Genomic DNA, 25,836 nt, shown 5'->3' with positions numbered 1-25,836 from the left:
CCCGGTCGTGACTCCGGAGTTGAAGGCGGGCGACCGCAACGTCATCGACGGGGAGGTGGTCGCGGCCAGGGTCGTCCGGCCGCCGGCCCGGCGCGGCGGGGTGCGGGTGCTGCCCACCGTCACGGCGGTGCTGCTCCTGGCCACGGCGATCTTCGGGACGCTGTTCGTGCGGGAGCGGTCCGCGCACGACGAGGACCGCCGCCACCTGCGGACCCAGACGGCCCGGTCGGCGCAACGGGCCGCCGCCGTCGCCGCGGAACTCGCGGTGGTGCGGGCCCAGCGCGACCGGCTTGCCCGCGCGGAGTCCATGGCGTTGAGCCCGGCGGCGGCCGCCGCCATCCGGGCCTGCGTGCGGCACTACGCCGACCTGGAACGGGCGCTGTCGGTGCCGGTCGGGCCGGTCCAACCCGTCGCCGGCGTCACGGCCTGCATAAACGCCGAACCGTACGTCCGCTGATCGCGGACGTACGGTTCGGGAACTCGGAACGGACGACTCAGACGGAACCGAAGACCTGGGTCCAGTACGGGGTGCCGTCGGTCTTCTTGGCGAGGCCGACGCCGACCGCCTTGGCCTTGCAGTTCAGGATGTTGGCCCGGTGCCCGGCGCTGTTCATCCACGCGGTGACGACCTGCTCGGGGGTGCGGTAGCCCCACGCGATGTTCTCGCCGATCGCACCGGTGTAGCCGGCGCTCTTGGCGCGCACGAGGAACGTGCGTCCGTCGGTGGAAGTGTGGCTGAAGTAGTTCTTCGTCACCATGTCGGCGCTGTGCGTGCGGGCCGCCGTGGTCAGCTTGACCTCGACGCGGACGGCCGCGCAGCCGTTCTTCACCCGGTTGTCGTTGGTGAGCTTGACGACCCTCGCCTCGAAGGTGGCGTCGGTGCTCGGGGCGGTGGCGGCGGACGCCGGGCCGGCGCCGATGAGGGCACCGCCAACGAGAGCCGTGGACATCGCAGCGAGGGCGGCGGCGCGCCGGAGGAGGTTGGTCATGCCACCGGAATCGGAGCCCCCGGCCGTCTCCCAAGGGAGAGACCCCGTTGGCACCGATGCGGCACCGACCTGGCTCTACTCCGGTTTCAGCCAGAGCGCGCCCAGGGGCGGGACCCGCAACGCGACGGAAACGGGCTGGCCGTGCCACTGCTGGTCCTCGGTGGTCACCCGGCCCAGGTTGCCGACGCCGGAGCCGCCGTACAGCTCCGCGTCGGTGTTGACGATCTCCAGCCAGGTGCCGGCCTTCGGGAGGCCGATGCGGTAGTTCTCGTGCGGCAGGGCGCTGAAGTTCACCACGCACGCCACCTGCTCGCCGTTCGGGGCGATGCGCAGGAACGAGAACGTGTTGTTCGCCGAGTCCTCGGCACTCAGCCAGCGGAAGCCGGCCGGCGTGGTGTCCTGGGTCCACAGCGCCGGCGTCGCCTTGTAGACGGCGTTGAGGTCGGCCAGCAGCCGGTGCACGCCGGCGTGCTGCGGGTCGCCGAGCAGATCCCAGTCGAGCCCGCGCGACTCGCTCCACTCCTGGAAGTCGGCCAGCTCGCAGCCCATGAACAGCAACTGCTTACCGGGGTGCGCCCACATGAACCCCAGCAGCGCCCGCACCTGGGCGAGCTTGCGCCACTTGTCGCCGGGCATCTTGCCGGCCAGCGACCCCTTGCCGTGCACGACCTCGTCGTGGCTGATCGGCAGGACGAAGTTCTCGCTCCACGCGTACACCAGCGAGAACGTCATCTGGTGGTGGTGCCATTGGCGGTGCACCGGGTCCTTGGACATGTACAGGAGCGAGTCGTGCATCCAGCCCATGTTCCACTTGAAGCCGAAGCCGAGCCCGTCGAGGTAGGTGGCCCGGGTGACGCCGGACCAGCTGGTGGACTCCTCGGCGATCGTCACCACGCCGGGGTGGTGCTTGTAGACCGTCGCGTTCATCTCCTGCAGGAACGAGATCGCGTCGAGGTTCTCGCGGCCGCCGTGCTTGTTCGGGGCCCACTCGCCGTCCTTACGGGAGTAGTCGAGGTAGAGCATGCTCGCGACGGCGTCGACGCGTAGCCCGTCGGCGTGGAACTCCTCGCACCAGAAGAGCGCGTTCGCGACCAGGAAGTTGCGGACCTCCGGCCGGCCGTAGTCGAAGACGTACGTGCCCCAGTCGGGGTGCTCGCCCAGCCGCCAGTCGCCGTGCTCGTACAGCGGCGTGCCGTCGAACCGGGCCAGCGCGAACTCGTCCTTCGGGAAGTGCGCCGGAACCCAGTCCAGGATCACGCCGATGCCGGCCTGGTGCAGCCTGTCGACCAGGTACCGGAAGTCGTCGGGCGTACCGAACCGCGACGTCGGCGCGTAGTAGCCGGTGACCTGGTAGCCCCACGAGCCGCCGAACGGGTGCTCCATCACCGGCATCAGCTCGACGTGGGTGAAGCCCATCGCCACCACGTACTCGGTGAGCTGCTCGGCGAGCTCCACATAGGACAGTCCGGGCCGCCACGAGCCCAGGTGCACCTCGTAGACGCTCATCGGTTCCTGGTGGGCCGACGTCTCGGCGCGCCGCCGCATCCAGTCGGCGTCGTTCCATTGGTAGCCCGAGCGGAACACCATCGACGCGGTCTGCGGCGGTACCTCGGTGTGCTGCGCGTACGGGTCGGCCTTCTCCCGCCACACGCCGTCGGGGCCGAGGACGCGGTACTTGTACCGCTGCCACTCCTGCACCCCGGGTACGAACAGTTCCCACACGCCACTGGCGCCGAGCGACCGCATCGGCCAGCCCTCATGCGGTCCCCAACCGGCGAAATCACCGATCAGCCGCACGCCGCGGGCGTTCGGCGCCCACACGGCGAAGCTCGCGCCGCCGTCGCGGAGCTGGGAACCGAGGACCTTCCAGAGGCCCTCGTGCCGACCCTCACGGATGAGGTGCAGATCGAGTTCGCCGACCGTCGGCGCGTGCCGGTACGGGTCGTCGGCCTCGACGCCGTCGACTTCGAGCCGGTAGTCGAGCACCGTTCCCGGCACGACCGCCTCGAAGACGCCCTCGTCGTGGATCCGCTTCATCGGGTGCCGGTCCTCCCGGCCGAGGACGACCGAGACGTCGGCGGCGCCGCGGCGCAGCGTGCGGATGACGGTGTTGCCACCGGACGGGTGCGCGCCGAGTACCGCGTGCGGGTCGTGCGTGTTGCCCGCGACGAGAGCGTCCATCATGAAGTCCTTCCCAGGGGCCTTACGCGGAAACGCTAGCGGAGCAGCCGATCGACCGATTTCAGGGGGATCCGCATCCACGCCGGCCGGAACTTCGCCTCGTAGGCCACCTCGTACAGCGCCTTGTCGAGTTCGTAGGCGCGTAGCGCCATACCCCGTTCGCGCGGGTCGTACCCGGTTACGGCGGCATATCCCTCGCAGAACGCGTTCTGGTTGCGGTCGATCCACTCGCGGGCGCGCTCGTTCAGCTTCTCGTCGTCGCCGTCCTCGCGACCCACCAGCACCTGGTAGGCGGCGTACTCGTACGAGCGCAGCATGGCGGCGACGTCGCGCAGCGGCGAGTCGGGCCGCCGCCGCTCCTCGACCGGTTGCCCCGGCTCGCCCTCGAAGTCGATCAGCAACCAGCCGGCCGGTGTGCGGAGCACCTGGCCCAGGTGCAGGTCGCCGTGCACGCGCTGCAGGTCGATCTCGACGTCGCCGGCCGCGCGCAGGGCCGCCTCGGCCCGGTCGGTGTACGGCGCGAGCTCGGGGACGGTCTTCACGGCCTCGGCGAGCCGGTCGCACATCGCGTCGACGGAGATCCGGCCGGTGGTGACGCCCAGTTCGCCGGCGAGCGTGCGGTGCACGGTCGCGACCGCCTCGCCGAGGCGGAACGACTCACCGGCCAGGTCGCCGCCCACCTCGTCGGCGTGCTTGTCGAGGTCGTTGAGCAGGTCGCGGGCGCTGGTGGCGGCCATCGCCCAGCCCTCGACCGCGTTCCGGGCGTACTCGCTCACCATGCCGAGCGTGAGCGGCTGCCCGTCCGGATCGGTGCTCTCGATCGCGCCGAGCAGCGTCGCGACGTGCCGGCTGCCGGCCCGGGCCAGCACCCGGTTGAGCTCGAGGTCGGGGTTCAGGCCCGGTGGCACGCGGCGGAACAGCTTCATCACCGCCGCGCTGTCGAAGACCACGCTGGTGTTGCTCTGCTCGGCGTCACCGACCCGGGCCGGCGCGTCGACGGGCAGCGTCGCACCGGGCTCGGACGCGAACCGCAGCGTCCCCACGCTCTTGTCGTCGGCGATCAGTTGGAGGATCTCGCGGGCCGCGCTCTCGTCGTAGAGCGCGTCGAAGCCGACGCGGGTGCCGCCCTCCATTTCGGCCTCGCCGATGCGGGCTCCCGTCGCCCGTTCGGCGGCCGGCGGCTGCGGGTCGCCCCACCGGACGAACACCTGGTAGCGGTCGCTGCCGCCGTCGACGTAGGTGACGTTGAGCAGCATGTGGTCCATGCCGGGCAGGGCAGTGACCGCTTCCGGCCGCACGGCCTGGATCCGCCGGTGGCGGCCCGCGTACCAGCGCTGCCGGGGGAGCCAGTCTACGAATGGAAGCATCGCCGTTTCCTCGCTGGGGGGCTCGGGGGGTCGGCCAGGAACAGTGGGCTGGGGGTGGTGGTCGTCGGCTCAGTCGGGCTCCGGCGGGCAGAGCTGGAACCAGTAGAACCCGTGCCCGGGAATGGTGAGCAGATACGGAAGCTCGCCGATCGCGGGGAACGGCACCCGGCCCGACAACTCGATCGGCGTGTAGCCGTTCCAGTTGTGCAGGTTCAGTTCGATCGGCTGCGGGAAGCGGGACAGGTTGTTGACGCACATCACGACGTCGTCGTCGTGCTGTCGCGCGAACGCGAGGACCGACGGGTTGGAGCCGCCCAACTCGCGGAACTCGCCGACGGCGAACGCGGTGTGGCGGCGGCGGATTGCGAGCATCATACGGGTCCAGTTGAGGATCGACATCGAGCTTTCCTGCTGAGCCTCGACGTTGATCGACTGGTAGCCGTACACGTGGTCCTGGATCGGGGGCAGGAAGAGCCGGCCCGGGTTGGCGCGGGAGAACCCGGCGTTGCGGTCGGGGCTCCACTGCATCGGGGTGCGGACGCCGTCGCGGTCACCGAGCCAGATGTTGTCGCCCATGGCGATCTCGTCGCCGTAGTACAGCACCGGCGAACCGGGCAGCGAGAGCAGCAGCGCGGTGAACAGTTCGATCTGGTTGCGGTCGCCCTCCAACAGCGGCGCGAGCCGGCGCCGGATGCCGACGTTGGCCCGCATCCGCGGGTCCTTGGCGTACTCCGCGTACATGTAGTCGCGCTCTTCGTCGGTGACCATCTCGAGCGTCAGCTCGTCGTGGTTGCGCAGGAAGATGCCCCACTGGCAGTTCTTCGGGATCTCCGGGGTGTTGGCCAGGATCTCCGAGATCGGGAACCGGCTCTCCCGGCGCACGGCCATGAAGATGCGCGGCATCAGCGGGAAGTGGAACGCCATGTGGCACTCGTCGCCGACGTCGGGGTCACCGAAGTACTCGACCACGTCGGCCGGCCACTGGTTGGCCTCGGCGAGCAGCACCCGGCCGGGGAACTCGTCGTCGATGATCTTCCGCGCCTGCTTGAGGAACGCGTGCGTCTCCGGCAGGTTCTCGCAGTTGGTGCCCTCCCGCGCGAACAGGTACGGCACCGCGTCGAGCCGGAACCCGTCGATGCCGAGGTCCAGCCAGAACCGCATGACGTCGATCATTTCCTGCTGGACCTTGGGGTTGTCGTAGTTCAGGTCCGGCTGGTGGGAGAAGAACCGGTGCCAGAAGAACTGGCGACGCACGGGGTCGTACGTCCAGTTCGACTCCTCGGTGTCGACGAAGATGATCCGCGCGTCGGGGTACTGCTCGTCGGTGTCGCTCCACATGTAGTAGTCGCCGTACGGGCCGTCGGGGTCGGAGCGGGACTCCTGGAACCACGGGTGGCTGTCCGACGTGTGGTTCACGACGAGGTCGGTGATGACGCGGATCCCGCGCTTGTGCGCCGCGTCGAGCAACTGGACGAAGTCGTCGACCGTCCCGAACTCGGGCAGCACCTTGTAGTAGTCCCGGATGTCGTAGCCGCCGTCGCGCAGGGGCGAGTCGTAGAACGGTGGCAGCCAGAGGCAGTCGACGCCGAGCCACTGCAGGTAGTCGAGCTTGCTGATCAGGCCCTGCAGGTCGCCGGAGCCGTCGGCGTTCGAGTCGTGGAACGCGCGCACCAGCACCTCGTAGAACACCGCGCGCTGGAACCACGTGGTGTCGGCCGGCAACGCCCGGGCGTGCCCGTAGTCGTCGGCGCTGGGGTGCTCGACCGTTCCGTCGGCCGCCACGTGGCTGCCCTCGCCGGCCGCCGCCGCGGACGCCGCGGCACTGTCCGCGTTCCGGGCGGTGGCGACGTTCGGGTCGTGGGGTTCGTTCGGGTTGTGCACGCTTTGCGCTTGCCCGGTGCCCATGGCTCTAAACTGCCATCTTGATCAGTGGATTACGCCTGGCGATGCACCGTGAAGATGTGTGCCGGTTCCAGATACGGATCGAGCAAGACCGCATTATGCTGCCCCCAATCGTACGTAGCGCCGGTAAGTTGGTCCCTTACCGTGAAGCGCTCATGCCAATCGAAGCCGAGCGCGGGCATGTCCAGGGTCGTGTTACCCCACTGCTGATGTGCCGAGTCGAACGTGCAGATCACGAGCACCGTGTTCCCGGTCTCGGGATCGCGCTTCGACCAGCACAGCAGGGCCCCGTTGTCGACGTCGTGGAAACGCAGGTTGCGCAACCAGTGCAGGGCCGGATTCTCGCGTCGGATCTGGTTGAGCCGGGTCAGATACGGCGCGAGCGAACGCCCGGCCCTCTCCGCACCGGACCAGTCGCGGGGGCGCAACTGGAACTTCTCGTTGTCGAGGTACTCCTCCGCGCCCGGCCGCGGAAGGTGCTCGAACAGTTCGTAACCCGCGTACATCCCCCACGACGGCGTGAGCATGCTGGCCAGTACGGCACGGAGCTTGAACATCGGCGGGCCGCCGTGTTGCAGCGTCTCGTGCAGGATGTCGGGCGTGTTCGGCCAGAAGTTCGGCCGCATGTAGTCACTCGCCTCGATCAGTTGCTCGCAGTACTGCCGCATCTCCCAGGCCGTCGTGCGCCAAGTGAAGTAGGTGTACGACTGGGTGAAACCGATCTTGCCGAGGCCGTGCATCATCGCCGGACGCGTGAACGCCTCGGCGAGGAACAGCACGTCCGGGTCTACCTTCTTGACCTGCCAGATCAACCACTCCCAGAAGTTGACCGGCTTGGTGTGCGGGTTGTCGACCCGGAAGATCTTCACGCCGAGACTCACCCAGTGCAGCACCACCCGCAGCACCTCGGCCCGGATCCCGGCGGGGTCCTTGTCGAAGTTGATCGGGTAGATGTCCTGGTACTTCTTCGGTGGGTTCTCGGCGTACGCGATCTGTCCGTCGGGCCGCACCGTGAACCACTCGGGGTGCGCGGTGACCCAGGGGTGATCGGGCGCGCATTGCAGCGCCAGATCCATCGCGACCTCCAGGCCGACCTCGGCGGCGGCCTTGATGAAGGTCTGGAAGTCCTCCTCCGTTCCGAGTTCGGGATGGATGGTGTCGTGGCCGCCCTCGGCCGAGCCGATCGCCCACGGTGAGCCGACGTCCGTCGGCCCGGCGACCAGCGCGTTGTTGCGGCCCTTGCGGTTGACCCGCCCGATGGGGTGCACCGGTGGGAGATAGAGGATGTCGAATCCCATCGCCGCGACGGCGGGCAGCCGTTCGGTGGCCGTGGCGAACGTGCCGTGCTTCACCGGCGCGCCGTCGGCCGCGATGACCGCGCCCTCCGAGCGGGGGAAGAACTCGTACCAGGCCGAGAAGTTCGCCAGCTTGCGGTCGACCCAGATGCCGTACGTGGCCGACCGGCTGACGAACTCGCGCACCGGGTGGTCCCACAGCAACTCGCGCAGGCCGAGGGCGGGGGACACCCGTTCGAACAGGGCCCGGTCCTTGTCGGCGAGGGCCTCGCCCGCCGCGTCGAGTTCCGGCCGCCGCTCCGGCGGGACGCCCGCGGCGGCGATCCGCAGGATCTCGACGCCCTCGGCGAGGTCGTTGGCGAGGTCCTCGGTGCCCTGGCCGGCGTCGATCTTCTTGGTGACGGCGTTCCACCACGTGAGGTACGGGTCGCCCCACGCCTCGACGGCGAACGTCCAGCGACCGGTGGCGTCGGGCCGGATGGCGCCGTGCCACCTGTCGGTTCCCGGCTCGCCGGCGCGCAGCCGGGTGAACGGCCGGGGCTCGCCGTCGGGGCCCTGCCAGACCACGTTGACGCCGAGGGCGTCGTGGCCTTCCCGGTAGGAGGTTGCGGACACGGGCACGACCTCGCCGACCACGGCCTTGGCCAGGTGGCGACCGCACGAGACCGCTGGGGTCACGTCTTCGATAGGGATTCTGCCGACCATCCTCTCTGACGTTAACGGCACAGCGGCCGATCTTCACGGTGACGAAGCAAACTCGCGTCGTTGTTCGCTTGTTCGGCGGCCCACGGTCACCTACGTCGGGTAGTTCTGGGGAATGTCAACCCCGAACGCGATGGTCTTCGCTCCGGCACCGCAGTTGACCGTGACCGTCGAGCGGTTCGGCGAGCACGACGAGTTGCACGTGCACCCCGGCGGCCAGGGCATCTGGCAGGCCCGCGAGGACCTGACCCTGCGGGTGTGCCGCGGGAGAGCACGTCGGGGTGGTACGTGCACGACCGGCGCGCGGGCTCGCGCGACGAGGTCGCCGCGTACGAGGGGCATCCGCTGACCCGGCACGAGGTCGACGAGTTGTACGGGCTGGCCCTCGCCGAGGGGCTGCGCGCCACGGTGTCCGTCCTCAGTGGAACCCGTCGCCGCCTCGCCCGCCTACATCGTGGTGCTGGGCAACCTCGGCGCGTTCGGCCCGCCGCCCGACGTCGTGGTGTCGGGCATCAACCGGGGCGCGAACGCGGGCCACGCCGTGCTGCACTCCGGCACCGTCGACGACGAGACGCGCAACTGGGCGACGGCGGCCGACCTGGCGGTGACACTGCTGTCTCAGCTCTCCCGCGCGCCGGCCGGAACCGTGTTCAATCTCAACGTGCCGGACCTGCCACCCGACAAGGTGGCGGGTCTGCGTCGCGGGTCACTGGCGTCTTTCGGACAGGTGCAAGTTGCAATCGCGGAAGCGGGTGAAGGGTTCGTGCTGCCGATGGTTACGCGAGCGTGACGCCGATAAGGGCGGTGGGTGAGGATCCCGAAATCGTCATCGAAAACGCACGTGCAGATGCATGATCGATTTTTCGGGTCGACTGTCGACGCTGGCCAGCGGTATGTAGCCTGCCGATCTATGACCGGCAATATCGACATGCGGCGGGATGCTCTCATCTCGTTGCTGGGGGGCCCTGGGCCGGCCGAGACCGCGTGCCGTCAGGCGTTGCACGGCGAAGCCGAGTACGTGGTGTATGCGGAGAAGATGGCAGCGGAGCAACTGGCGAACTCGTACGCGCGGCGGATGCGCGCGATGGAACGTGTCGGCACGCCGACCGTCGGGTTCCCGGAGGCGGTGGCGGCGCTGCGGGCGCACGCGCCGGGTGAGGTGGTGATCGGTTCGGTGACCGTGGAGAATCCGCCGGTCCATTTCCAACTGTTCTTCACGGCTGACGCCGACCGGTTGGTGGCTTGCCTGGGGGTCGACCAGAGCCCCGCGCTCTAAGGTTTCGGTATGTCGGTCTCCGGGGTCGTGCAGGAAATGCTGGTGCGCTACCTCGACGTGTGGACGCCGACCGCGTTGCACGCCCGGCGCGCGACGTTCGCGTACGCGTCCCACTCGTCGGCGCCCGCGTTGCCCGAGGCGGCGCTGCGGGTGTTCGCCGAGTTCTCCGACCGGTTCCGGGGGCGCCGGTTGGGCTTCGTCGTGGTCACCCCCGAGCCGGTGGGCGGCCTGGCCGGGGACCTCGACGTGTATCCCGTCGCCGGTCCGCCGGTGGAGCGCCTGCCGGTCGCGCTGAAGGCCGCCGGGTCCGCGAAGGCCCCGCTGCTCGCGTTCCTCGACCTTCCCGACGGCCCGTCCGCCGACCTGCTCGCGGCCGTCATCGCGGGGAAGCCGGCCGAGCTGATGCTCGCCACGACGCCCGGCACGTGGCCGCTCCGGCGGGGCGAACTGCGCGCGGCCGGGTTCACGCTCACGTCGGGCGTCGAACTGGTCGACGGCGATTCGCGCCTGGTCGCGTTCGCCTCGTCGCAGGACCGCAGCCTGGAGGCGTTCAAGAACGCGATGTGGGCGGTGGACGAGTACGCCGGGGTCCGGTACCGCGATCCCGGCGACCCCGACGGCCACCTGCTCGACATCTCCCTCAAGCCGCACCCCGGCCCGCTGCGCCGCGAACTGCTCGCGTACCTCGCGTCCTCTCCGGAGACCGCGACCGGTGGCCGGACCGTCACCGAACTCCGCCGGTTCACGCTCACCGACACCGTGTACCGCAGCGCCGACACCACCGCGGCGATCACCTCGCTGCTCACGGCCGGTGCGGTGACCCGTGCCCCGGAGGGCGGGCGGCTGTCCGGCGACGTGGTCATCACGGCCGTCTGAGGCTCTCGGCGGTGATTCGCTGGGTGACGTACGCGGGCACGGCGATCAGCACGAGACCGGTCAGCAGGGCGGCGCCGGCGAGCCAGAGCACGGGCGCGAGCCGGTCGAAGACGAACCCGATCCGGACGTTCAGGATCCCGGCGAGGCTGGCCGCGATCACCATCGTCGCCGCCGACGCCGTCACCAGCCCGAGCGCCAGCGGCAGCGCGCCGGATCCGGCCTCGCCGGCGGCCACGAGGGCCGGCCGGGTGCCCACCACGATCAGCGTCGCGTTGTCGCGCCGGCGTTCCATGGTGCGGTCGATCGCCGCGGCGGCGAACGAGCCGACGCCGAGCACGAACGTCACCGTCAGCCCGCACACCAGGATCAGGACCAGCAGGTTCGAGTCGATGCCGCGATAGCCGCCGAGGTCGCCCTGCAGGTACGTGGCCGGCGCCGTGGCGGAGACGACCCGCGCCGCCCGCTCGACGGCCCGCGCGTCGGCGGCCACCAGGTCGAAGCTCTTCCACTCCGGCTCGAACCCGGCCAGCACCGGCGCCTGCCGGGTGATCAGCACCGGCGCGGTCTGCGCGACGTTGAACCGCGGCGACGCGGTGAGCGTCACGGTGGGTGTCGGCACGACCGTGCCGTCGGTCAGCTTGATCTCGCCGGAGAACGACGGCTTCTCCGGTGCGCCCGGCCCGTAGACCGTCACGTCGAGCCAGTAGACCTGGCCGTCGACGCAGGACTGGCCCGCTCCGAGCCGGTACATGGCCACCACCTCGGCGCAGTCACCCATGAGGGCGTTCTTCTCGACGCCGCCGATCGTCACCGGAACCGGCGGCAGCGCGGCGACGGTGAGGCCGGGCGTCGCCCGCAGGTCGGCGGCGAGCCCCGGCGGCGGCGAGCTGATCTGCAACAGCGTGGCCGAGGACGGCGTCGCCTCGCGGACCAGGTCGCGGTCGGTCGCGACCAGCGCGATGCTGAGCGAGCCGAGACCGGCGACGTAGATCGCGACGGTGAGCGACGCGACCAGCCGCGGCGCGACGCCCGGGCTGTGCCGCACCCGGGCGGCGGCCAGTTCCAGCCACACCGGCGCGGCCGGCAGCCGCCGGACCAGCCCGGCGGCCGCGTAGCTGAACACCGGCAACGCGATCGACATGCCGAGGCCGGTGAACAGCACCGCGCCCAGCAGCCACAGGGCCCGCTGGTCGACCGGTATGCGCTCGTACAGGCCGGCCACGGCCGCGGCGGCGAGCCCGAGGACCAGCGGCACCAGCCGCCACGGCGTCGGCCGCGCCGCGGGTGCCCCGCGCCGCACCCCCAGCGGGTCGAGCCGGGCCGGCCGGCCGGCGAGGACGCCCACCGCGATCGCGAACGCGACGGTGCCGGCGACCACGACGATCAGCCATCCGACCCCGACGGACACGTCGGACGCGTACCACTGCAGCCGGCCGACCGGCCAGCCCGTGCTCAGCGGGGCCAGGACGCCGTACAGCACGGCGCCCAGCACCGCACCACCGCCGGCGACCACCCCGGTCTCCGCCGCGTTGACCACCGCCGCCTGCCGGGCCGACACGCCGAGCAGCCGCAGGCCGGCGATCCGCCGGTCGCGCGTGGTGGCCGACAGCCGCGCGCACGTCGCCAGGAAGACGCCGAACGGCACCAGCACGAACAGGGCGAACGCGATGGCCGCGTAGCGGGCCGGGCTGAACACGTCGGGATCGGACATCTCGTCGCCCCGGCCGAACCGCAGCGGCCCGCCGAACCCGGCCAGCGCCCGCTGTTCGTCGAGGCCGGGATCGTCGACCGCGACGCCCACGTACGCGCGCAGCTCGTTCGGGGCGATCAGCCCCTTCCTGCCGATGGTGCCGATGATCCGTTGCGGGAACCGCTCCCGCGCGCGGGCGTCGGTGCGGATCAGCTCGGCCAGCGCCGGCGAGACCACGATCTCGCCCGGTGCCGGCAGCCGGGCCAGGCCGGGCGGTACCTCGGTGTCGGCGGTGGCGCCGCCGATCGCGATGCGACGCAGCGGCGTGTGGCCGATCGCGTCGTCGATCTCGATCAGCCGGGTCGCGCCGGCGACGACGGGCCTGTCGGTGTACCGGGACCCGCCGTCGGTGTCGGAGCTGTAGTCGCCCTCGGTGGCGTAGACCGGCGAGCGGCCCCGGGCCCGCTCGTCCTGCGCCTTCGCCACCGCGCCCGACGCCAGCGCGGCGAGCACGATCAGCACGCCGAGCGCGGCGCCCGACGACATGAGGGCGGTGCGCAGCATCCCGCCCCGCCCGGACCCGATGGACATCCGCAGCCCGAGCAGGATCAGCCTCATGCGAGCTTCCCGTCGCGGAGGTACATCGTGCGGTCGGCGTACGCGGCGACGCGGGCCTCGTGGGTCACCAGGAGGACCGTGGTGGCGCGGCGCCGGGCCAGCTCGGTGAACGAATCGAGCACGGTCTCGCCGGACGCGCTGTCGAGGGCGCCGGTGGGCTCGTCGGCGAAGATGACCGACGGCTGGTGCACCAGCGACCGTGCGACGGCGGCCCGCTGGGCCTGACCGCCGGACACCTGGCCGGGTCGCCGGTCGGCGACGTCGTCGATCTCGAGCTCGGTGAGCAGGCCGCGTGCCTTCTCGCGCGCCTCGGCCCGCGACACCTTCAGCAGCCGCAGCGGCAGCTCCACGTTCTCCCGCAGGGACAGCTCCGGCACCAGGTCGCCGAACTGGAGCACGAACCCGAACGCCTTCAGCCGCATCCGGCTGCGCGCCGCGTCGGGCAGGTTGTCGATGCGCTGGTGGCCGACGTGGATCTCGCCCTGGTCGGGCCGCAGGATGCCGGCGAGCACGTGCAGCAGCGTCGACTTGCCCGACCCGGACGGCCCCATGACCGCGACCACCTCGCCGGGCGCGAGGCCGATGCTGGTGCCGGCGAGCGCGAGCGTCTGCCCGAACCGGACGACGAGGTTCCGCGCGATGATCATGGCGCCTCCTTGATGTACGCGGCGAGCCGGTCGAGCCGGGCCTCGGCGCCGTCGATCCACTTCAGGTCTGCGTCGAGGTGGTACATCTCGAAGTCGGCGTCGAGCTGGACCATCAGGTCGCCGCGCTGGCGGGCCTGCCGCATCTCGCGCATCCGGGCGTGGTGCGCCTGGCGCTGCGCGTCGAGCAGTTCCCGGGCCGACCGGCCGGAGTGCAGCGCGAGGACGACCTTGGCGAAGAGGACCCGGCGGGTGGCCGACACCTCGGGCACCTCGGGCTCCTGCAGCCACCGGTTCAGCTCGTAGACGCCCGCCTCGGTGATCGCGTAGAGCCGCCGGTCGGGCCCCTCTCCGGCGGCGACCCCGGCGAGGTCGGCGAGTCCGTCGCGCTGGAGGCGCTGCAGCGTGGAGTAGACCTGCGCCGACTTCAACGGACGGGTGGCGCCGAACCAGAAGTCGTACCGCTGGCGCAGCGTGTAGCCGTGCTGCGCGCCGGGTTCGAGCAACCCGAGCAGCGTTCGGGAAACGGACATGGCGGGGACGCTAGCAACCGAGTTGCTACGGTGGCAACCCGGTTGCTAGTTCGAACCTGCCGGGATCTACGCGCTGATGGCGTCGTCGACGGTTGTCTCGTGCCTGCCGAGGAAGACCGGGTCGCGTCCGCTGACGAGGTCGACCACGGCCTTGACGCACGCGCCGTGCTCGCGCGTCGAGCTGATCAGCCACGGCTTGCGGAACTGCTGGACGGACGCGTCGCCGACGCCGTACGCATCGAGGCCGATGCGGCGGCACAGGGTGACGGCACGGGGAAGGTGGTACGTCTGGGTGACGACGATCGCCCGGCGCACGCCGAACACCTTCACCGCCCGCACGCACGAGTCGTACGTGTCGAACCCGGCGTGGTCCATCGCGATCTTGGTGCGGGGCACGCCGCGGTCGCTGAGCCAGCGCAGCATGGCGCCAGGCTCGTCGTAGCGCCACGCGCGGTGGTCGCCCGAGACCAGGATCGCCCGCACCTTGCCGGTCTCCAGCAGCCGCTGCGCGATCGCGAGCCGGGCCTGGAGGAACGGCGAGGGCTCGCCGGTGCTGTACACCTGCGCGCCGAGCACCAGGGCGACCGGCGCCTCGGGAACGTCGCGCTCACCGAAGATGAAATCGCCGCTGCCGGCCCGCATCCAGGCCACGCTCGCGCCGGTGAGCGCGATGACGGCGAGGGCGCCGGCGATCGACAGGCGCACTCCACGGAGGAGCAGGGCCCGCCAGTTCCGGCGCAGGTACTTCACCCGCTCAGGATGGCAGCGAGCGTCAAGGCGGGCCGGCCGGTGAGCCGGGGCACGGCGTCGCTCACGGTCGCCAGTTCACCGGCGGCGATCGCCGTGTAGGTGCTGACCCACGCGTCGACCTGCCACGGCGGCGCGCCGTAGACCGCCCGGGACGCGTACGCCTCCTCGACCGTCTCCGGCACGTAGCGCGCCGGCCCGGGACCGGCGGCGGTGATGATCTCGGCGACCTCGTGCAGGGTCAGCGCGACCGGGCCGGTGAGGTCGTACGTGGCGCCAACGTGGGCCGCCGGGTCGGTGAGCACCGCCGCCGCCACCGCGGCCACGTCGTCGGTCGCCACCGCCGCGACCCGGCCGTCGCCGGCCGGGCCACGGATGACACCGTGCTCGTCGGCCATCAGCGGGAAGAAGTCGGCGTACAGGTTGTCGCGCAGGAACGTGTACGCGAGGCCGCTGGCCTTGATGTGTTCCTCGGTGGCGAAGTGGTCGCGGGCCAGCGTGAAGGTGGAGGTCGGCGACGCGCCGTAGAACGAGGTGTACACGAGGTGCGAGACGCCGGCGGCGGCCGCGGCGTCGACGAACGTGCGGTGCTGCGTCACCCGGTCGGGATGCTCGGCGCCCGACACCATGAACACGGTGGTGGCACCGGCGAGCGCGGCCCGGACGGCCGGGCCGTCGTCGTAGGTCGCCACCGCGACCGTGCATCCGGGCAGGTCGGGTGCCCGGGTGGCGTCGCGGACGACCAACCGCTGCGGTATTCCGAGCAGCCGGGCGACCCGGCCGCCCAACCGGCCGGTCGACCCGGTAACAGCCAAGGTCGGCGCATGACTCATGCGCCGACCTTAACGACCTAGGGGTTGCGCTGGCGGTACGTCTCGGCGGCCGCGTCGAGCCGCATCCGGGTACGGGTGCCGGGGCCGACGGCCCGCTTGGCCTTCTGGTAGAGGTACGCCCCGCCGGCCGCGACCGCGATGCCGACGAGCAGATAGACAAGGACGCCCATCAGAGCCTGGAACAGCCAGATGGCCAGCGCTCCGAGCGCGACCAGGCCGGCGATCGGCAGCACCAGCCATGCGATGAGCTTTACGGCGTTCCCCATGGGGATCCCCCTTCACTGCGCGGGTGCCCTCCTGGCCACCCGCGAGTTCCAGAGTCGCGCGCCTGCGCAACCTCTGCCATCGGGGGATCCCCCCAGATCTCACTGGGAGGGCTCGGGCACCTCGCAGTCGACCTTCGGGTTGGCGCCGACGTAGTTGAGCGGCCCGGCCACGATCGTGACCAGTACAGTGCCGACCTCGGCGCAACTGGTCGTCTCGTCGTCGGAGAAGTACCCGCGCTGTCCGGCGGCGATGGCGCCGATGATCAGCCAGATCAGAATGATCACTCCGCCTATCGATCCCGCACGCATTGCAACTCCTGTCATCAGGTAGATCCGGGGGTGCTGAGGCGGCAGGTTGATACCCCCGGGGCGGCGGAAGTTAAACGGTGCCATCACGAGGGCCCATCACGTTGACAGCCGCGACGCAGTCGCCGTAGGTTCGCCTTGCGTACTACCGTTCGGATTACGCACAACCGGCACGCGGAGGCAGACGGACCGCGATGGGTGAGGTCACCACGCTCGAACACGCCGTCGCGGCGCTCGTCACCGACGGGGCGACCGTCGCGCTGGAGGGGTTCACCCACCTGATCCCGGTGGCGGCCGGTCACGAGATCATCCGGCAGGGCCGGCGCGACCTCACGCTGGTCCGGATGACCCCCGACATCGTCTACGACCAGCTGATCGGCGCGGGCTGCGCGCGCAAACTCGTGTTCTCCTGGGCCGGCAACCCGGGCGTCGGCTCGCTCCACCGGTTCCGCGACGCCGTGCAGCGCGGCTGGCCGGTGCCGCTGGAGACCGAGGAGCACAGCCACGCCGGCATGGCCAACCGGTTCGCCGCCGGTGCGGCCGGCCTGCCGTTCGCGGTGCTGCGCGGCTACAAGGGCACCGACCTGGCGAAGTACACCGCCACCATCAAGCCGCTCACCTGCCCGTTCACCGGTGAGGAGCTCACCGCCGTGCCGGCGATCAACCCCGACGTCGGGATCATCCACGCCCAGCGCGCCGACCGGTCTGGCAATGTGCAGATGTGGGGCATCACGGGCGTCCAGAAGGAAGTCGTTCTCGCGTCGCGGGCCTCCCTGGTGACGGTCGAGGAGATCGTGGACGAACTGACGCCGCTGCCCGGCGCGGTGGTGCTGCCGTCGTGGATCACCACGTACGTGGCCGCGGTACCGGGCGGCGCGCGCCCGAGCTACGCGCTCGGCTACTACGAGCGCGACAACACCTATTACCAGGAGTGGGACGCGATCAGCCGCGACCGCGACACGTTCACGAAGTGGCTCGAAGCGCTATGAGCTGGACCGACGCCGAGATGATGACCGTGGAGGCCGCGCGGGCACTGCGGAACGGCACCCGGTGCTTCGTCGGCATCGGACGCCCGAGCGCCGCCGCCAACCTGGCCCGGCGCACCTCCGCACCCGACCTGGTGCTGATCTACGAGTCGGGCACGATCGGCGCCAAGCCCGACCGGCTGCCGCTCTCGATCGGCGACGGCATCCTCGCCGAGACCGCCGACTCGGTGGTGTCGGTGCCGGAGATCTTCAACTACTGGCTGCAGCCCGGGCGCATCGACGTCGGGTTCCTCGGCGCGGCGCAGATCGACCGCTTCGGCAACATCAACACCACCGTGATCGGCGACTACGCCGACCCGGCGGTGCGCCTACCCGGGGCCGGCGGCGCCCCGGAGATCGCGGCCTCGTGCCGCGAGGTGATCGTGGTGGTGCAGCAGTCGTTGCGGACGTTCGTGGAGCGGCTCGACTTCATCACCTCCGTGGGGTACGGCGACGGACCGGGCAGCCGGGAACGGCTGGGCCTGAAGGGACGCGGACCGGTGCGGGTGATCACCGATCTCGGTGTGCTGGAACCGGACCCATCCTCGTGCGAGCTGACGCTCACGCGCATCCACCCAGGGGTGGATCTCGATGTCGCTCTCAAGAGGTCTGGTTGGGAGCTTCGCGTCGCCACAGACCTGGGCACCACCGAACCGCCCACCGACACCGAACTCGCCGTTCTCCGGGAACTGGAGGAGAGCTAATGCAGGGATACCGGCGCGACGACGGAACAGTGCACCCGCCGCTGCTGTGGCCGGGGTACAAGTCCACGGTGCTGCGCGCGCCGGCCCAGCCGCTGGTGCTGCTGCCGCACTCGCTCACCGAGATCACCGGCCCGGTGCTGGGGGAGGGCCGCGTCACGGAGGCCGACGCCGACCTCACCCGGGGCGTCGGGGGCGAGGCACAGGGCCAGCGGATCATCGTCCACGGTCGGGTCGTCGACGAGGACGGGCGCGCGGTGCCGCACACGCTCGTCGAGGTGTGGCAGGCGAACGCGGCCGGCCGGTACCTGCACAAGGCCGACCAGCACGACGCGCCGCTCGATCCGTTCTTCACCGGTGCCGGGCGGGTGCTCACCGATGCCGAGGGCCGGTACCGCTTCCTCACGATCCGGCCGGGCGCGTACCCGTGGGGCAACCACACCAACGCCTGGCGGCCGGCGCACATCCACTTCTCGCTGTTCGGGCGGGCGTTCACGCAACGCCTGGTCACCCAGATGTACTTCCCGGACGACCCGTTGTTCCCGCATGATCCGATCATGCACTCGGTCCGGGACGCCAAGGCGCGCACGCGGATGACGGCCCGCTTCGACCTCGACGCGACCGAGGAGTCGTACGCGCTCGGTTTCGAGTGGGACATCGTGCTCCGCGGTCGCGACGCAACCCCGATGGAGAACCGGCCATGAGTCACGGGTTGACGCCGTCGCAGACCGTCGGGCCGTTCCTGTCGATCGGGCTGCCCTGGCCCGACGGGCCGTACGTGGTCGACGAGAACGACGCCGACGCCATCGTCATCGAGGGCGTGGTCACCGACGGGAACGGCGCACCCGTGCCCGACGCGCTCGTCGAGACGTGGCAGGCCGACCCCGACGGCTACTTCAACCACCCCGACGACCCGCGCGAGAAGGCGACCGTGCTGCCAAGGCCGTTTGACCGCGGGCTCCGCTCCGCTGCACCCGCTGACGGCCCCCCATTCCGCGGCTTCGGCCGCTGCCCCACCGAACCCGACGGCTCGTACCGCATCGTCACCCGCAAGCCCGGCCCGGTGCCGGCCGCCGACGGAACGCCGCAGGCGCCGCACATCGACGTGTCGGTGTTCGCCCGTGGCCTGCTCAACCGGGTGGTCACCCGCATCTACTTCGGCGACGAGGAGGCGGCGAACGCGCTGGACCCGGTGCTGTCGTCGGTGCCGGCCGGGCGCCGGGGAACGCTGGTGGCCGGGCCGGTGGGCGACCGCCGGTACCGGTTCGACGTACGGCTGCAGGGCGCTGATGAAACCGTCTTCTTCGCCATCTGACCCGTTCGCGGCGGTGCTCGCTGCGGGCCCCGTCGCCGACGCCGTCGCCGGGCCGGCGTGGCTGCGGGCGATGCTCACCGTCGAGGCCGCACTGTCCACAGTGGAGGCACGGCTCGGGCTGATTCCCGCGCCGGCCGCCGAGGCGATCCGCGCCGCGTGCGCGGCCGGCGTCGACCCCGAGGCCGTCGCCGCGGGCGCCGCCGCGACCGGCAACCCGGCCGAGCCGTTGGTGCGCGCGCTGCGGGCGGCGCTGCCCGACGACATCGCGCCGTACGTCCACAAGGGAGCGACGAGCCAGGACATCGTCGACACGGCCGCGATGCTCGTGGTGCGCGAGGCCACGGGGCTGTTGCGGGCCGACCTCGCGGCCACCGCCGGGCGCGCGGCGGACCTCGCGGCCGCGCACCGTCATTCGATTCTGAGTGGACGCACGCTGCTGCAGCCGGCGTTGCCCACCACCTTCGGTCTGGTGGCGGCGGGGTGGGCGACGGCGTTGCACGAGGCGTCCGCCGTTCTCTCGCGGGTAGCCGCGGAGCGCCTCGCCGTGCAGTTCGGTGGTGCCGCGGGCACGCTGGCCGCGTTCGACGACTTCGGCGTCGGCGTGATGGAGGCGCTCGCCGAGGAGCTTGGTCTGGCCGTGCCGGTGGCGCCGTGGCACACCGACCGCGTGCGGATCGCCGAGATCGCCGGCGCGCTGGGCACGGTGGCGGGCGCGGTCGGGAAGATCGCGCGCGACGTCACCCTGTACGCCTCGTTCGGCGAGCTGAGCGACGGCCTCGACCGGGGCGGGTCGTCGACGATGCCGCACAAGCGCAACCCCGTCGCGGCCGTGGCGGCGGCGGCCGGTGCGGCGCAGGCACCCGGGCTCGTCGCCACGCTGCTGGCCGCGATGCCGCACGAGTTCCAGCGGGCGGCGGGGTCGTGGCACGCGGAGTGGCGTCCGTTGCGGTCGCTGCTGGAGACCGTCGGGTCCGCCGTCTCGTGGCTGCGCGACTGCCTCGACAACCTGGTGGTCGACGCCGACCGGATGAGGTCCACCGTCGACGATCAGGTCGACGCGCTGATGGCGGAGTGGGCCGGGCACGTGCTCGCCTCGCGGGTCGGGGGCGACGAGGCGCGGCGGCTGATCCGCGCCAACACCGGGCCGCTCGGCGACCTGGTCGAGCGGCACGCACCCGGTGTCCACCTGGATCCCCGCGCCTACCTCGGCAGCACCCAGGAACTGATCACCCGGCAGTTGCGAGCGCTGCTGCCGGCTCCGGTTCCGTTGAATCACGACGTGGTCGGCGCCGGGCCGCCGCTGCTGCTGCTCAACTCGCTCGGCAGCGATATGTCCATGTGGGATGGTCTGCTCCCAGCGCTGGCGGCGCGGTTCACGGTGATCCGGTGCGACACGCGGGGGCACGGCGGGTCGCCGGTGCCGCCCGGCCCGTACAGCCTGGCCGGCCTGGGCGCCGACGTGCTGGCGCTGCTCGACGCGCTGGAGATCGAGTCGGCGCACGTGGCCGGCGTGTCGCTGGGCGGGGTGCAGGCGATGTGGCTCGCGGCGTACGCGCCGGAGCGGGTGCGGCGGCTCGCGCTGGTCTGCACGGCGGCGCGGTTCGCACCGCCGTCGACCTGGGTGGAGCGGGCCGCCCTGGTGCGCGCGTCCGGCACCGCGGCCGTCGCCGACGCGGTGGTGGCGCGCTGGTTCACGGCCGACGCCCCGCCGTACACGGTGGCCGCGGCGCGCGCGATGGTCGCGGCGACGCCCGCCGAGGGGTACGCCGGGTGCTGCGGGGTGCTGGAGCACGCTGATGTGCGTCCACTATTGGGTTCTGTCACGGCGCCCACGCTCGTCCTCTCGGGGGCCGCCGACCCGGCGAGCCCGCCGGAGCGCGGCCGCGAGATCGCGGCGGCGATCTCCGGAGCGCGGTTCTCGGTGCTGCCCGACGCGGCACACCTGGCCTGTCTCGAACGACCCGACGCGGTGACGGCGCTGCTCGTGCCGTTCCTGGAGGAGACATGAGCGAGACTTATGATCGCGGCATGGCCGTGCGGCGGGAGGTGCTCGGTGACGAGCACGTCGACGCGGCGCTGGCCGGCACGACGCCGTTCACCGCGCCGTTCCAGGAGTTCATCACGAAGATGGCGTGGGGCGAGGTGTGGGCCCGCGACGGCCTCGACCGGCGGTCGCGCAGCATGATCACGCTCGCGCTGCTGGCCGGGCTGGGCCGGCACGAGGAGTTGGCGATGCACGTGCGGGCGGCCCGGCGCAACGGGCTGACCGAGGCCGAGATCGGCGAGGTGCTGCTCCACACGGCCGTGTACGCGGGGGTACCGGCGGCGAACTCGGCATTCGCGATCGCGCGCCGGGTGCTCGCTGATGGTGAATGAGCGCGAGGCGCACTTCGTCCAGTCGCTGGAGCGCGGGCTGGCGGTGATCCGCGCGTTCGACGCCCAACGCCCCGAGTTGACGCTGAGCGAGGTCGCCCGGCACTGCGACCTGACGCGGGCCGCCGCCCGCCGGTTCCTGCTGACCCTGGCCGACCTCGGGTACGTCCGCACCGACGGGCGGCTGTTCCGGCTGACGCCGCGGGTGCTCGAACTCGGGTACGCGTACCTGAGCAGCCTGTCGCTGCCCGAGGTGGCGGCGCCCCACCTGGAGCGGCTGGTCGCCGAGGTGCACGAGTCGTCGTCGATGTCGGTGCTCGACGGCGACGACATCATCTACGTCGCGCGGGTGCCGACCGCCCGGATCATGACGGTGGCGATCAACGTGGGAACGCGCTTCCCCGCGTACGCGACCTCCATGGGCCGGGTGCTGCTGGCGGCCCTGCCCGGGCCCGAGCTGGCGGCCTACCTGGCCCGCGTGCGGCTGGAACGGCTGGCGCCGCGCACGATCATCTCGGCGGAGGCGCTCCGCTCGGAGTTGGAGCGGGTGGCGGCCCAGGGCTGGGCGATCGTCGACCAGGAGCTCGAGGCCGGGCTCCGCTCGGTGGCCGCGCCCGTGCGGGACCGCGCCGGCAGCACGGTGGCGGCGATCAACGTGTCCGTACACGCCAGCCGCACCACGCTCGACGGCATCCGCCGCAAACTCGTTCCCCCGCTGCGCGCCGCCGCCGCGGCCATCGAGCGCGACCTCGCCGTCGCATGAAGATCTCCTGCCAGGAGCAACTGCTGCCGGGGGCGACCCTGCCCGAGAAGTGGGAGTTCGCCGCGGGCGCCGGGTACGACGCGATCGAGCTGCGCGGCAGGGGCGGCTTCGCGTTCCGCGAGCGCCTGCCGGAGCTGCGTGCGGCGGCCGCCGCCGGGGTGCCGATGCCGACCGTGTGCGTCGAGATGCCGCACTTCATCGGCGCGTTCGACCCCGACCTGCGGCGCGACGCGGTCGCTCAACTGCGGTCGCAGCTGAGCGTGATCGCCGAGATCGGCGGCCGGGGCGCGATGACGCCGGCGTCGTGGGGGATGTTCTCCCGCCGCCTGCCGCCGTTCGAGCCGCCCCGCAGCGCGGCCGACGACCGCGAGGTGCTGCTGGAAGCGCTCTCCGAGCTGGGGGCGCATGCTCTTGCCGAGGGCGTCGAGCTGTACCTCGAACCGCTGAACCGGTACGAGGACCACATGGTGAACCGCCTCGACCAGGCGGTCGAGTTGGTGCGGGCGGTGGGCAACGGGCATGTGAAGGTCGTCGCCGACACGTTCCACATGAACATCGAGGAGGACGATCCGGCCGCGGCGCTGCGGGCGGCCGCCCCGTACCTGGGACACGTGCAGGTCAGCGACTCGAACCGGCTGCAGCCGGGTGCCGGTCACCTGAACTGGGCCGCGGTGCTGGCGGCGCTGGAGGACTACGACGGCTACCTCGCGGTCGAGTGCCGCCTCCGCGGCGAGGACGCGGTCCGCTCGATTCCCGCGTTCCTCCGAACCCACACGCCTGGTCAGCGCGGTAGTCCATAAACCCGGCCGATCATCGGAACGATCCGGGTGAGCGTGGCCGGCTCACGAGACGAGCCTGACCAACTCCACCCGCGATCGCACGCCCAGCCGGAGATAGATGTTCCGCAGGTGATATTCGACGGTGCGGCGGCTCAGGAACAGGCGGGCCGCCACCTCCTGGTTCGTCGCGCCGTCGGCCACCATGCGGGCGATCTGCAACTGTTGCGCGGTCAGGTCGCCGGAGGCCGCCGGCAGCGCCGAGGCGTCGATGCTCCGCAGCGCGGCCGCGGCCCGGTCGCGCCACGGCCCGGCGTCGTAGGCCTCGAACAGTTCCAGGGCCGACCGCAGGTGCTGCCGCGCGTCGACGCCCGCGCCGCGCAGCCGCTCGCCGAACAGCAACTCGGTGCGGGCCCGCTCGAAGCCGGCCGCGTGAAAGCCGAGGGCGGCCTCGAAGTGTTCGTTCGCCTCGCCCAGGTCGGGGGCGGCCAGGGCCCGGCTCCGGGCGGCCAGCGCCAGCCACCCGCCGCTGCCCGTGCTGGCGGCCCACGGGTCGAACTCCTCGACCGCCCGCCGCGCCGCCGCCCGGTCACCGGTACGGACGGCCGCCTCCACGTAGTGCGGCGCCGCCGCCACGCGGAGCACCAGGTCGCCGCCGGGGCGCACCACCGACCGTAGCCGGCGCAGCGCCGGCGCCGTCGGTCCGTCGAACAGGTCGATGGCCGCGAGCGCCCACTCGACCAGCGCGGTGGGCCGCACACCGACGAACGGCTGGGACCGGACCTCGCGCACCCGCAACAGGCAGGTGGGCCGGTCGCCGGTGATCGCGGCGAGCACCGCGAGCGTGCCGAGGTTCGTGCTGATCAGGCGCTCCTGCCCGGTCTCCCGGGCGACCCGCAGCCCTTCGAGCAGCATCGCGGTCGCGGCCGGGTAGCGGCCCAGCGCGAACTCGGCCACCGCCGCGTACTCCAGCGCCTGCGGCAGCACCGCCCGGTCGCCGGTGGCGCGGGCCACCTCGGCGGCGCGGGTCGCCAACCGGCCGGCGCGCACGTCGTCGCCGAGCAGGATCGCCGCGCCGCTCGCCGACGTGAGCGCGCGGGCGTCGTCGAGGCTGGTCGCGAGCGAGAACACCCGCTTCAGCGGGCCGACGGCCGCCGCGAGCCGGCCCTGGAACAGCGCGGCCTGCCCGGCGAACTGCTCGAACACCAGCTCCAGCGCGGGCGGTTCGTTCGGCTGGCGCAGCGCACCGGCCCGCCCCGCGATCGCGGGGTAGCGCGCGTAGTCGCCGGCCAGGCACGCCGCCTCGCCGGCCCGGAGCAGCGCGGCCAGGGCCCGGTGCCGGTCCCGCTCGGTCAACCGGGCGGCGGCCCGCAGCAGCGTCCTCTCCGCGGGCCGGGCCGCGCCGGCCGTCAGCTCGATCTCGCCGATCAGCTGATCGGCCGCGCCGGTCCGCAGGTCCTCCGGCACGCGACCCAGCAGCAGCTTCGTGCGGTGCGGTTCGCCGCCGAGCCAGGCCCGCTCGGCCGCGGCGACCAGCCGTCGCGCCGCCGCGCCGGGCTCGACGGTCAGCTCGGCCGCCCGCTCCAGCGCGATCGACGCCGGGCCGTGCGCGGCCGTCGCCGCCGCGTCCTCCAACGCCTTCGCGAGGCCGGCGTCCACGCCGGTCGAGGCCGCGGCCAGGTGCAGGTTTCGGCGCAAGATCATATTTGACGCCGTGAGCGTGGCCGCCAGTGAACTGTGCACCGCGCGGCGGGCTGCCGCGTCGGCCTCGTGGTACACGACGGTGCGCACGAGCGGCTGGGAGAACTCGATGCGGCCGGCCGCGGTGATCAGCCCGGCGCGCTCCGCCGGTTCCAGCCCGGTGACGTCGAGCCCGCTCTCCGTGGCGGCGCGGGTGAGTTCGGTGGCGTCGAGGTCCGGGTCGGCCGCGGCGAGCAGCAGCAGCCGCCGGGTGGGCTCGGGCAGGGTCGCCAGCCTGGCCCGGTAAAGGCGGCGGAGCCGGCTGGTCGGCGGCAGCGTCGCCGGCACGGTGCCGGTCAGCCGCACGTGCTGGACGAGTTCGGCGAGCGCCAGCGGGTTGCCCTCGGCGATGGCCGCCAGTTGCGGGCCGAGGTCGTCATCTCTGCTGGCCATCAGGTCCTCGACGACCTGGCGGCTGGCGTCGCGGTCGAGCGGTTCGAGGCGGTGGTGCGGGATCCCGGCCAGCACCGGCTCGCCACCCTCGCACGTGATGATCACGGCCACCCGTTCGCCGTCGAGCCGGCGGGCCAGGAAGCCGAGGACGCCGCGGGTCTCCCGGTCGAGGTCGTGGGCATCGTCGACGCAGATGAGCAGGGGCTGCCGCCGGGCGACGGCGCGGACCGCGTCGAGCGCGGCGACCGCCCGGGCGAACGGGTCCCCGACCGGCTCGGACGGGCTCGACAGGGCGGCGCTCACGGCGTCACCGGAAAAAAGCTCGACCACGGCGAAGTCGACGGCCTCCGACGCGGCGAAGCGCAACAGCGCGCTGCGGCCGATGCCCGGGTCACCATGGAACAGGCGGGCGCCACCGCGGCCGGCGGCGGCACCGGCCAGGAGCGCGGAAATCTCGTCCTTGGCGGTGGCCCGGCCGCGGAGCATGATTTTCTGCACTGACGATGCATTAATCATGGTTGACAG

25 protein-coding genes and 1 pseudogene are annotated in these 25,836 nt (G+C 72.0%); 13 read left to right on the top strand and 13 right to left on the bottom strand.

Annotated features, from left to right (window positions below; genetic code table 11):
- The first annotated feature begins 7 nt into the window (after positions 1 to 7).
- Positions 8 to 457: a hypothetical protein gene (locus Vau01_RS04560; protein WP_203987514.1), complete on the top strand. Its 450-nt coding sequence runs from the start codon at positions 8 to 10 to the stop codon at positions 455 to 457.
- Between the two features lie 37 nt (positions 458 to 494).
- On the opposite strand, the gene Vau01_RS04555 is transcribed toward Vau01_RS04560, so the two are convergent.
- The 5 genes from Vau01_RS04555 to Vau01_RS04535 form a co-directional block, all read right to left on the bottom strand.
- A complete protein-coding gene (locus Vau01_RS04555; protein WP_203987512.1) occupies positions 495 to 989 on the bottom strand; it encodes a CAP domain-containing protein in 495 nt (164 codons plus the stop codon).
- A gap of 75 nt (positions 990 to 1,064) precedes the next feature.
- Entirely contained in the window at positions 1,065 to 3,170 is a 2,106-nt protein-coding gene (glgB, locus tag Vau01_RS04550; RefSeq protein ID WP_203987510.1) for a 1,4-alpha-glucan branching protein GlgB, read from the bottom strand.
- Positions 3,171 to 3,205: 35 nt separating this feature from the next.
- On the bottom strand, positions 3,206 to 4,537 hold the full coding sequence (locus Vau01_RS04545; RefSeq protein ID WP_203987508.1) for a maltokinase N-terminal cap-like domain-containing protein: 1,332 nt from the start codon (positions 4,535 to 4,537) through the stop codon (positions 3,206 to 3,208).
- A 69-nt stretch (positions 4,538 to 4,606) separates the two neighbouring features.
- Positions 4,607 to 6,442: a maltose alpha-D-glucosyltransferase gene (treS, locus tag Vau01_RS04540; protein ID WP_203987505.1), complete on the bottom strand. Its 1,836-nt coding sequence runs from the start codon at positions 6,440 to 6,442 to the stop codon at positions 4,607 to 4,609.
- Positions 6,443 to 6,471: 29 nt separating this feature from the next.
- Entirely contained in the window at positions 6,472 to 8,439 is a 1,968-nt protein-coding gene (locus Vau01_RS04535; protein WP_203987502.1) for an alpha-1,4-glucan--maltose-1-phosphate maltosyltransferase, read from the bottom strand.
- A 130-nt stretch (positions 8,440 to 8,569) separates the two neighbouring features.
- On the opposite strand from Vau01_RS04535, the pseudogene Vau01_RS04530 reads away from it, so the two are divergent.
- From Vau01_RS04530 to Vau01_RS04515, 4 genes and pseudogenes are all read left to right on the top strand, one after another.
- Positions 8,570 to 8,862: pseudogene (locus Vau01_RS04530) on the top strand (phosphofructokinase); the annotation flags it as partial.
- Positions 8,858 to 9,226 (top strand): 5'/3'-nucleotidase SurE, encoded by a 369-nt coding sequence (locus Vau01_RS04525; RefSeq protein ID WP_308440433.1) that lies wholly within the window; start codon positions 8,858 to 8,860, stop codon positions 9,224 to 9,226. The pseudogene Vau01_RS04530 and the gene Vau01_RS04525, both read left to right, overlap by 5 nt.
- A gap of 120 nt (positions 9,227 to 9,346) precedes the next feature.
- A complete protein-coding gene (locus tag Vau01_RS04520) occupies positions 9,347 to 9,712 on the top strand; it encodes a hypothetical protein (protein ID WP_203987496.1) in 366 nt (121 codons plus the stop codon).
- 9 nt (positions 9,713 to 9,721) lie between these two features.
- Positions 9,722 to 10,588, top strand: a complete 867-nt coding sequence (locus Vau01_RS04515; protein ID WP_203987494.1) for a hypothetical protein — start codon at positions 9,722 to 9,724, stop codon at positions 10,586 to 10,588.
- On the opposite strand, the gene Vau01_RS04510 is transcribed toward Vau01_RS04515, so the two are convergent.
- The 7 genes from Vau01_RS04510 to Vau01_RS04480 all read right to left on the bottom strand — a co-directional run bounded on the left by Vau01_RS04510 (position 10,575) and on the right by Vau01_RS04480 (position 16,228).
- Positions 10,575 to 12,896, bottom strand: a complete 2,322-nt coding sequence (locus Vau01_RS04510; protein ID WP_203987490.1) for an ABC transporter permease family protein — start codon at positions 12,894 to 12,896, stop codon at positions 10,575 to 10,577. The two genes, Vau01_RS04515 and Vau01_RS04510, sit on opposite strands and share 14 nt — an antisense overlap.
- Positions 12,893 to 13,543: an ABC transporter ATP-binding protein gene (locus Vau01_RS04505; protein WP_203987487.1), complete on the bottom strand. Its 651-nt coding sequence runs from the start codon at positions 13,541 to 13,543 to the stop codon at positions 12,893 to 12,895. The genes Vau01_RS04510 and Vau01_RS04505 overlap by 4 nt, the downstream gene beginning before the upstream one ends.
- Positions 13,540 to 14,073: a PadR family transcriptional regulator gene (locus tag Vau01_RS04500; RefSeq protein ID WP_203987485.1), complete on the bottom strand. Its 534-nt coding sequence runs from the start codon at positions 14,071 to 14,073 to the stop codon at positions 13,540 to 13,542. Before Vau01_RS04500 ends, Vau01_RS04505 begins: the two co-directional genes overlap by 4 nt.
- A 66-nt stretch (positions 14,074 to 14,139) precedes the next feature.
- A complete protein-coding gene (locus Vau01_RS04495; RefSeq protein WP_239151297.1) occupies positions 14,140 to 14,823 on the bottom strand; it encodes a SanA/YdcF family protein in 684 nt (227 codons plus the stop codon).
- Positions 14,820 to 15,653 carry an SDR family oxidoreductase gene (locus tag Vau01_RS04490; protein ID WP_203987482.1) on the bottom strand — a complete coding sequence of 278 codons (834 nt, stop codon included), beginning with the start codon at positions 15,651 to 15,653 and terminating at the stop codon, positions 14,820 to 14,822. Before Vau01_RS04490 ends, Vau01_RS04495 begins: the two co-directional genes overlap by 4 nt.
- A 17-nt stretch (positions 15,654 to 15,670) precedes the next feature.
- Entirely contained in the window at positions 15,671 to 15,919 is a 249-nt protein-coding gene (locus tag Vau01_RS04485; RefSeq protein WP_203987480.1) for a hypothetical protein, read from the bottom strand.
- A 99-nt stretch (positions 15,920 to 16,018) separates the two neighbouring features.
- Positions 16,019 to 16,228 (bottom strand): hypothetical protein, encoded by a 210-nt coding sequence (locus Vau01_RS04480; RefSeq protein ID WP_203987478.1) that lies wholly within the window; start codon positions 16,226 to 16,228, stop codon positions 16,019 to 16,021.
- A gap of 191 nt (positions 16,229 to 16,419) precedes the next feature.
- On the opposite strand from Vau01_RS04480, the gene Vau01_RS04475 reads away from it, so the two are divergent.
- From Vau01_RS04475 to Vau01_RS04440, 8 genes are read left to right on the top strand one after another with little or no spacing between them, the layout of a single operon-like run.
- Positions 16,420 to 17,214, top strand: coding sequence for a CoA transferase subunit A (locus tag Vau01_RS04475; protein ID WP_203987476.1), 795 nt, complete (start codon positions 16,420 to 16,422; stop codon positions 17,212 to 17,214).
- Positions 17,211 to 17,954 carry a CoA-transferase subunit beta gene (locus tag Vau01_RS04470; RefSeq protein ID WP_203987474.1) on the top strand — a complete coding sequence of 248 codons (744 nt, stop codon included), beginning with the start codon at positions 17,211 to 17,213 and terminating at the stop codon, positions 17,952 to 17,954. Before Vau01_RS04475 ends, Vau01_RS04470 begins: the two co-directional genes overlap by 4 nt.
- On the top strand, positions 17,954 to 18,655 hold the full coding sequence (pcaH, locus tag Vau01_RS04465) for a protocatechuate 3,4-dioxygenase subunit beta (protein WP_203987473.1): 702 nt from the start codon (positions 17,954 to 17,956) through the stop codon (positions 18,653 to 18,655). Before Vau01_RS04470 ends, pcaH begins: the two co-directional genes overlap by 1 nt.
- Positions 18,652 to 19,266 (top strand): protocatechuate 3,4-dioxygenase subunit alpha, encoded by a 615-nt coding sequence (gene pcaG, locus Vau01_RS04460; RefSeq protein ID WP_203987471.1) that lies wholly within the window; start codon positions 18,652 to 18,654, stop codon positions 19,264 to 19,266. The genes pcaH and pcaG overlap by 4 nt, the downstream gene beginning before the upstream one ends.
- 13 nt (positions 19,267 to 19,279) lie before the next feature.
- Positions 19,280 to 21,274, top strand: a complete 1,995-nt coding sequence (gene pcaB, locus Vau01_RS04455) for a 3-carboxy-cis,cis-muconate cycloisomerase (protein ID WP_203987469.1) — start codon at positions 19,280 to 19,282, stop codon at positions 21,272 to 21,274.
- Positions 21,271 to 21,642, top strand: a complete 372-nt coding sequence (pcaC, locus tag Vau01_RS04450) for a 4-carboxymuconolactone decarboxylase (protein WP_203987466.1) — start codon at positions 21,271 to 21,273, stop codon at positions 21,640 to 21,642. Before pcaB ends, pcaC begins: the two co-directional genes overlap by 4 nt.
- Positions 21,632 to 22,402 (top strand): IclR family transcriptional regulator domain-containing protein, encoded by a 771-nt coding sequence (locus Vau01_RS04445; protein WP_203987464.1) that lies wholly within the window; start codon positions 21,632 to 21,634, stop codon positions 22,400 to 22,402. The genes pcaC and Vau01_RS04445 overlap by 11 nt, the downstream gene beginning before the upstream one ends.
- On the top strand, positions 22,399 to 23,202 hold the full coding sequence (locus Vau01_RS04440; RefSeq protein ID WP_203987462.1) for a sugar phosphate isomerase/epimerase family protein: 804 nt from the start codon (positions 22,399 to 22,401) through the stop codon (positions 23,200 to 23,202). The genes Vau01_RS04445 and Vau01_RS04440 overlap by 4 nt, the downstream gene beginning before the upstream one ends.
- A 42-nt stretch (positions 23,203 to 23,244) precedes the next feature.
- Here the strand turns inward: Vau01_RS04440 and Vau01_RS04435 are convergent, their stop codons facing one another.
- On the bottom strand, positions 23,245 to 25,809 hold the full coding sequence (locus tag Vau01_RS04435; RefSeq protein ID WP_203987459.1) for a LuxR C-terminal-related transcriptional regulator: 2,565 nt from the start codon (positions 25,807 to 25,809) through the stop codon (positions 23,245 to 23,247).
- Positions 25,810 to 25,836: the final 27 nt, after the last annotated feature.

The organism is Virgisporangium aurantiacum (genome assembly GCF_016863635.1).
Classification (GTDB): Bacteria; Actinomycetota; Actinomycetes; order Mycobacteriales; family Micromonosporaceae; genus Virgisporangium; species Virgisporangium aurantiacum.
Note: the sequence above shows the minus strand (reverse complement) of the source record. Positions and strands in the feature narration are given on the sequence as shown.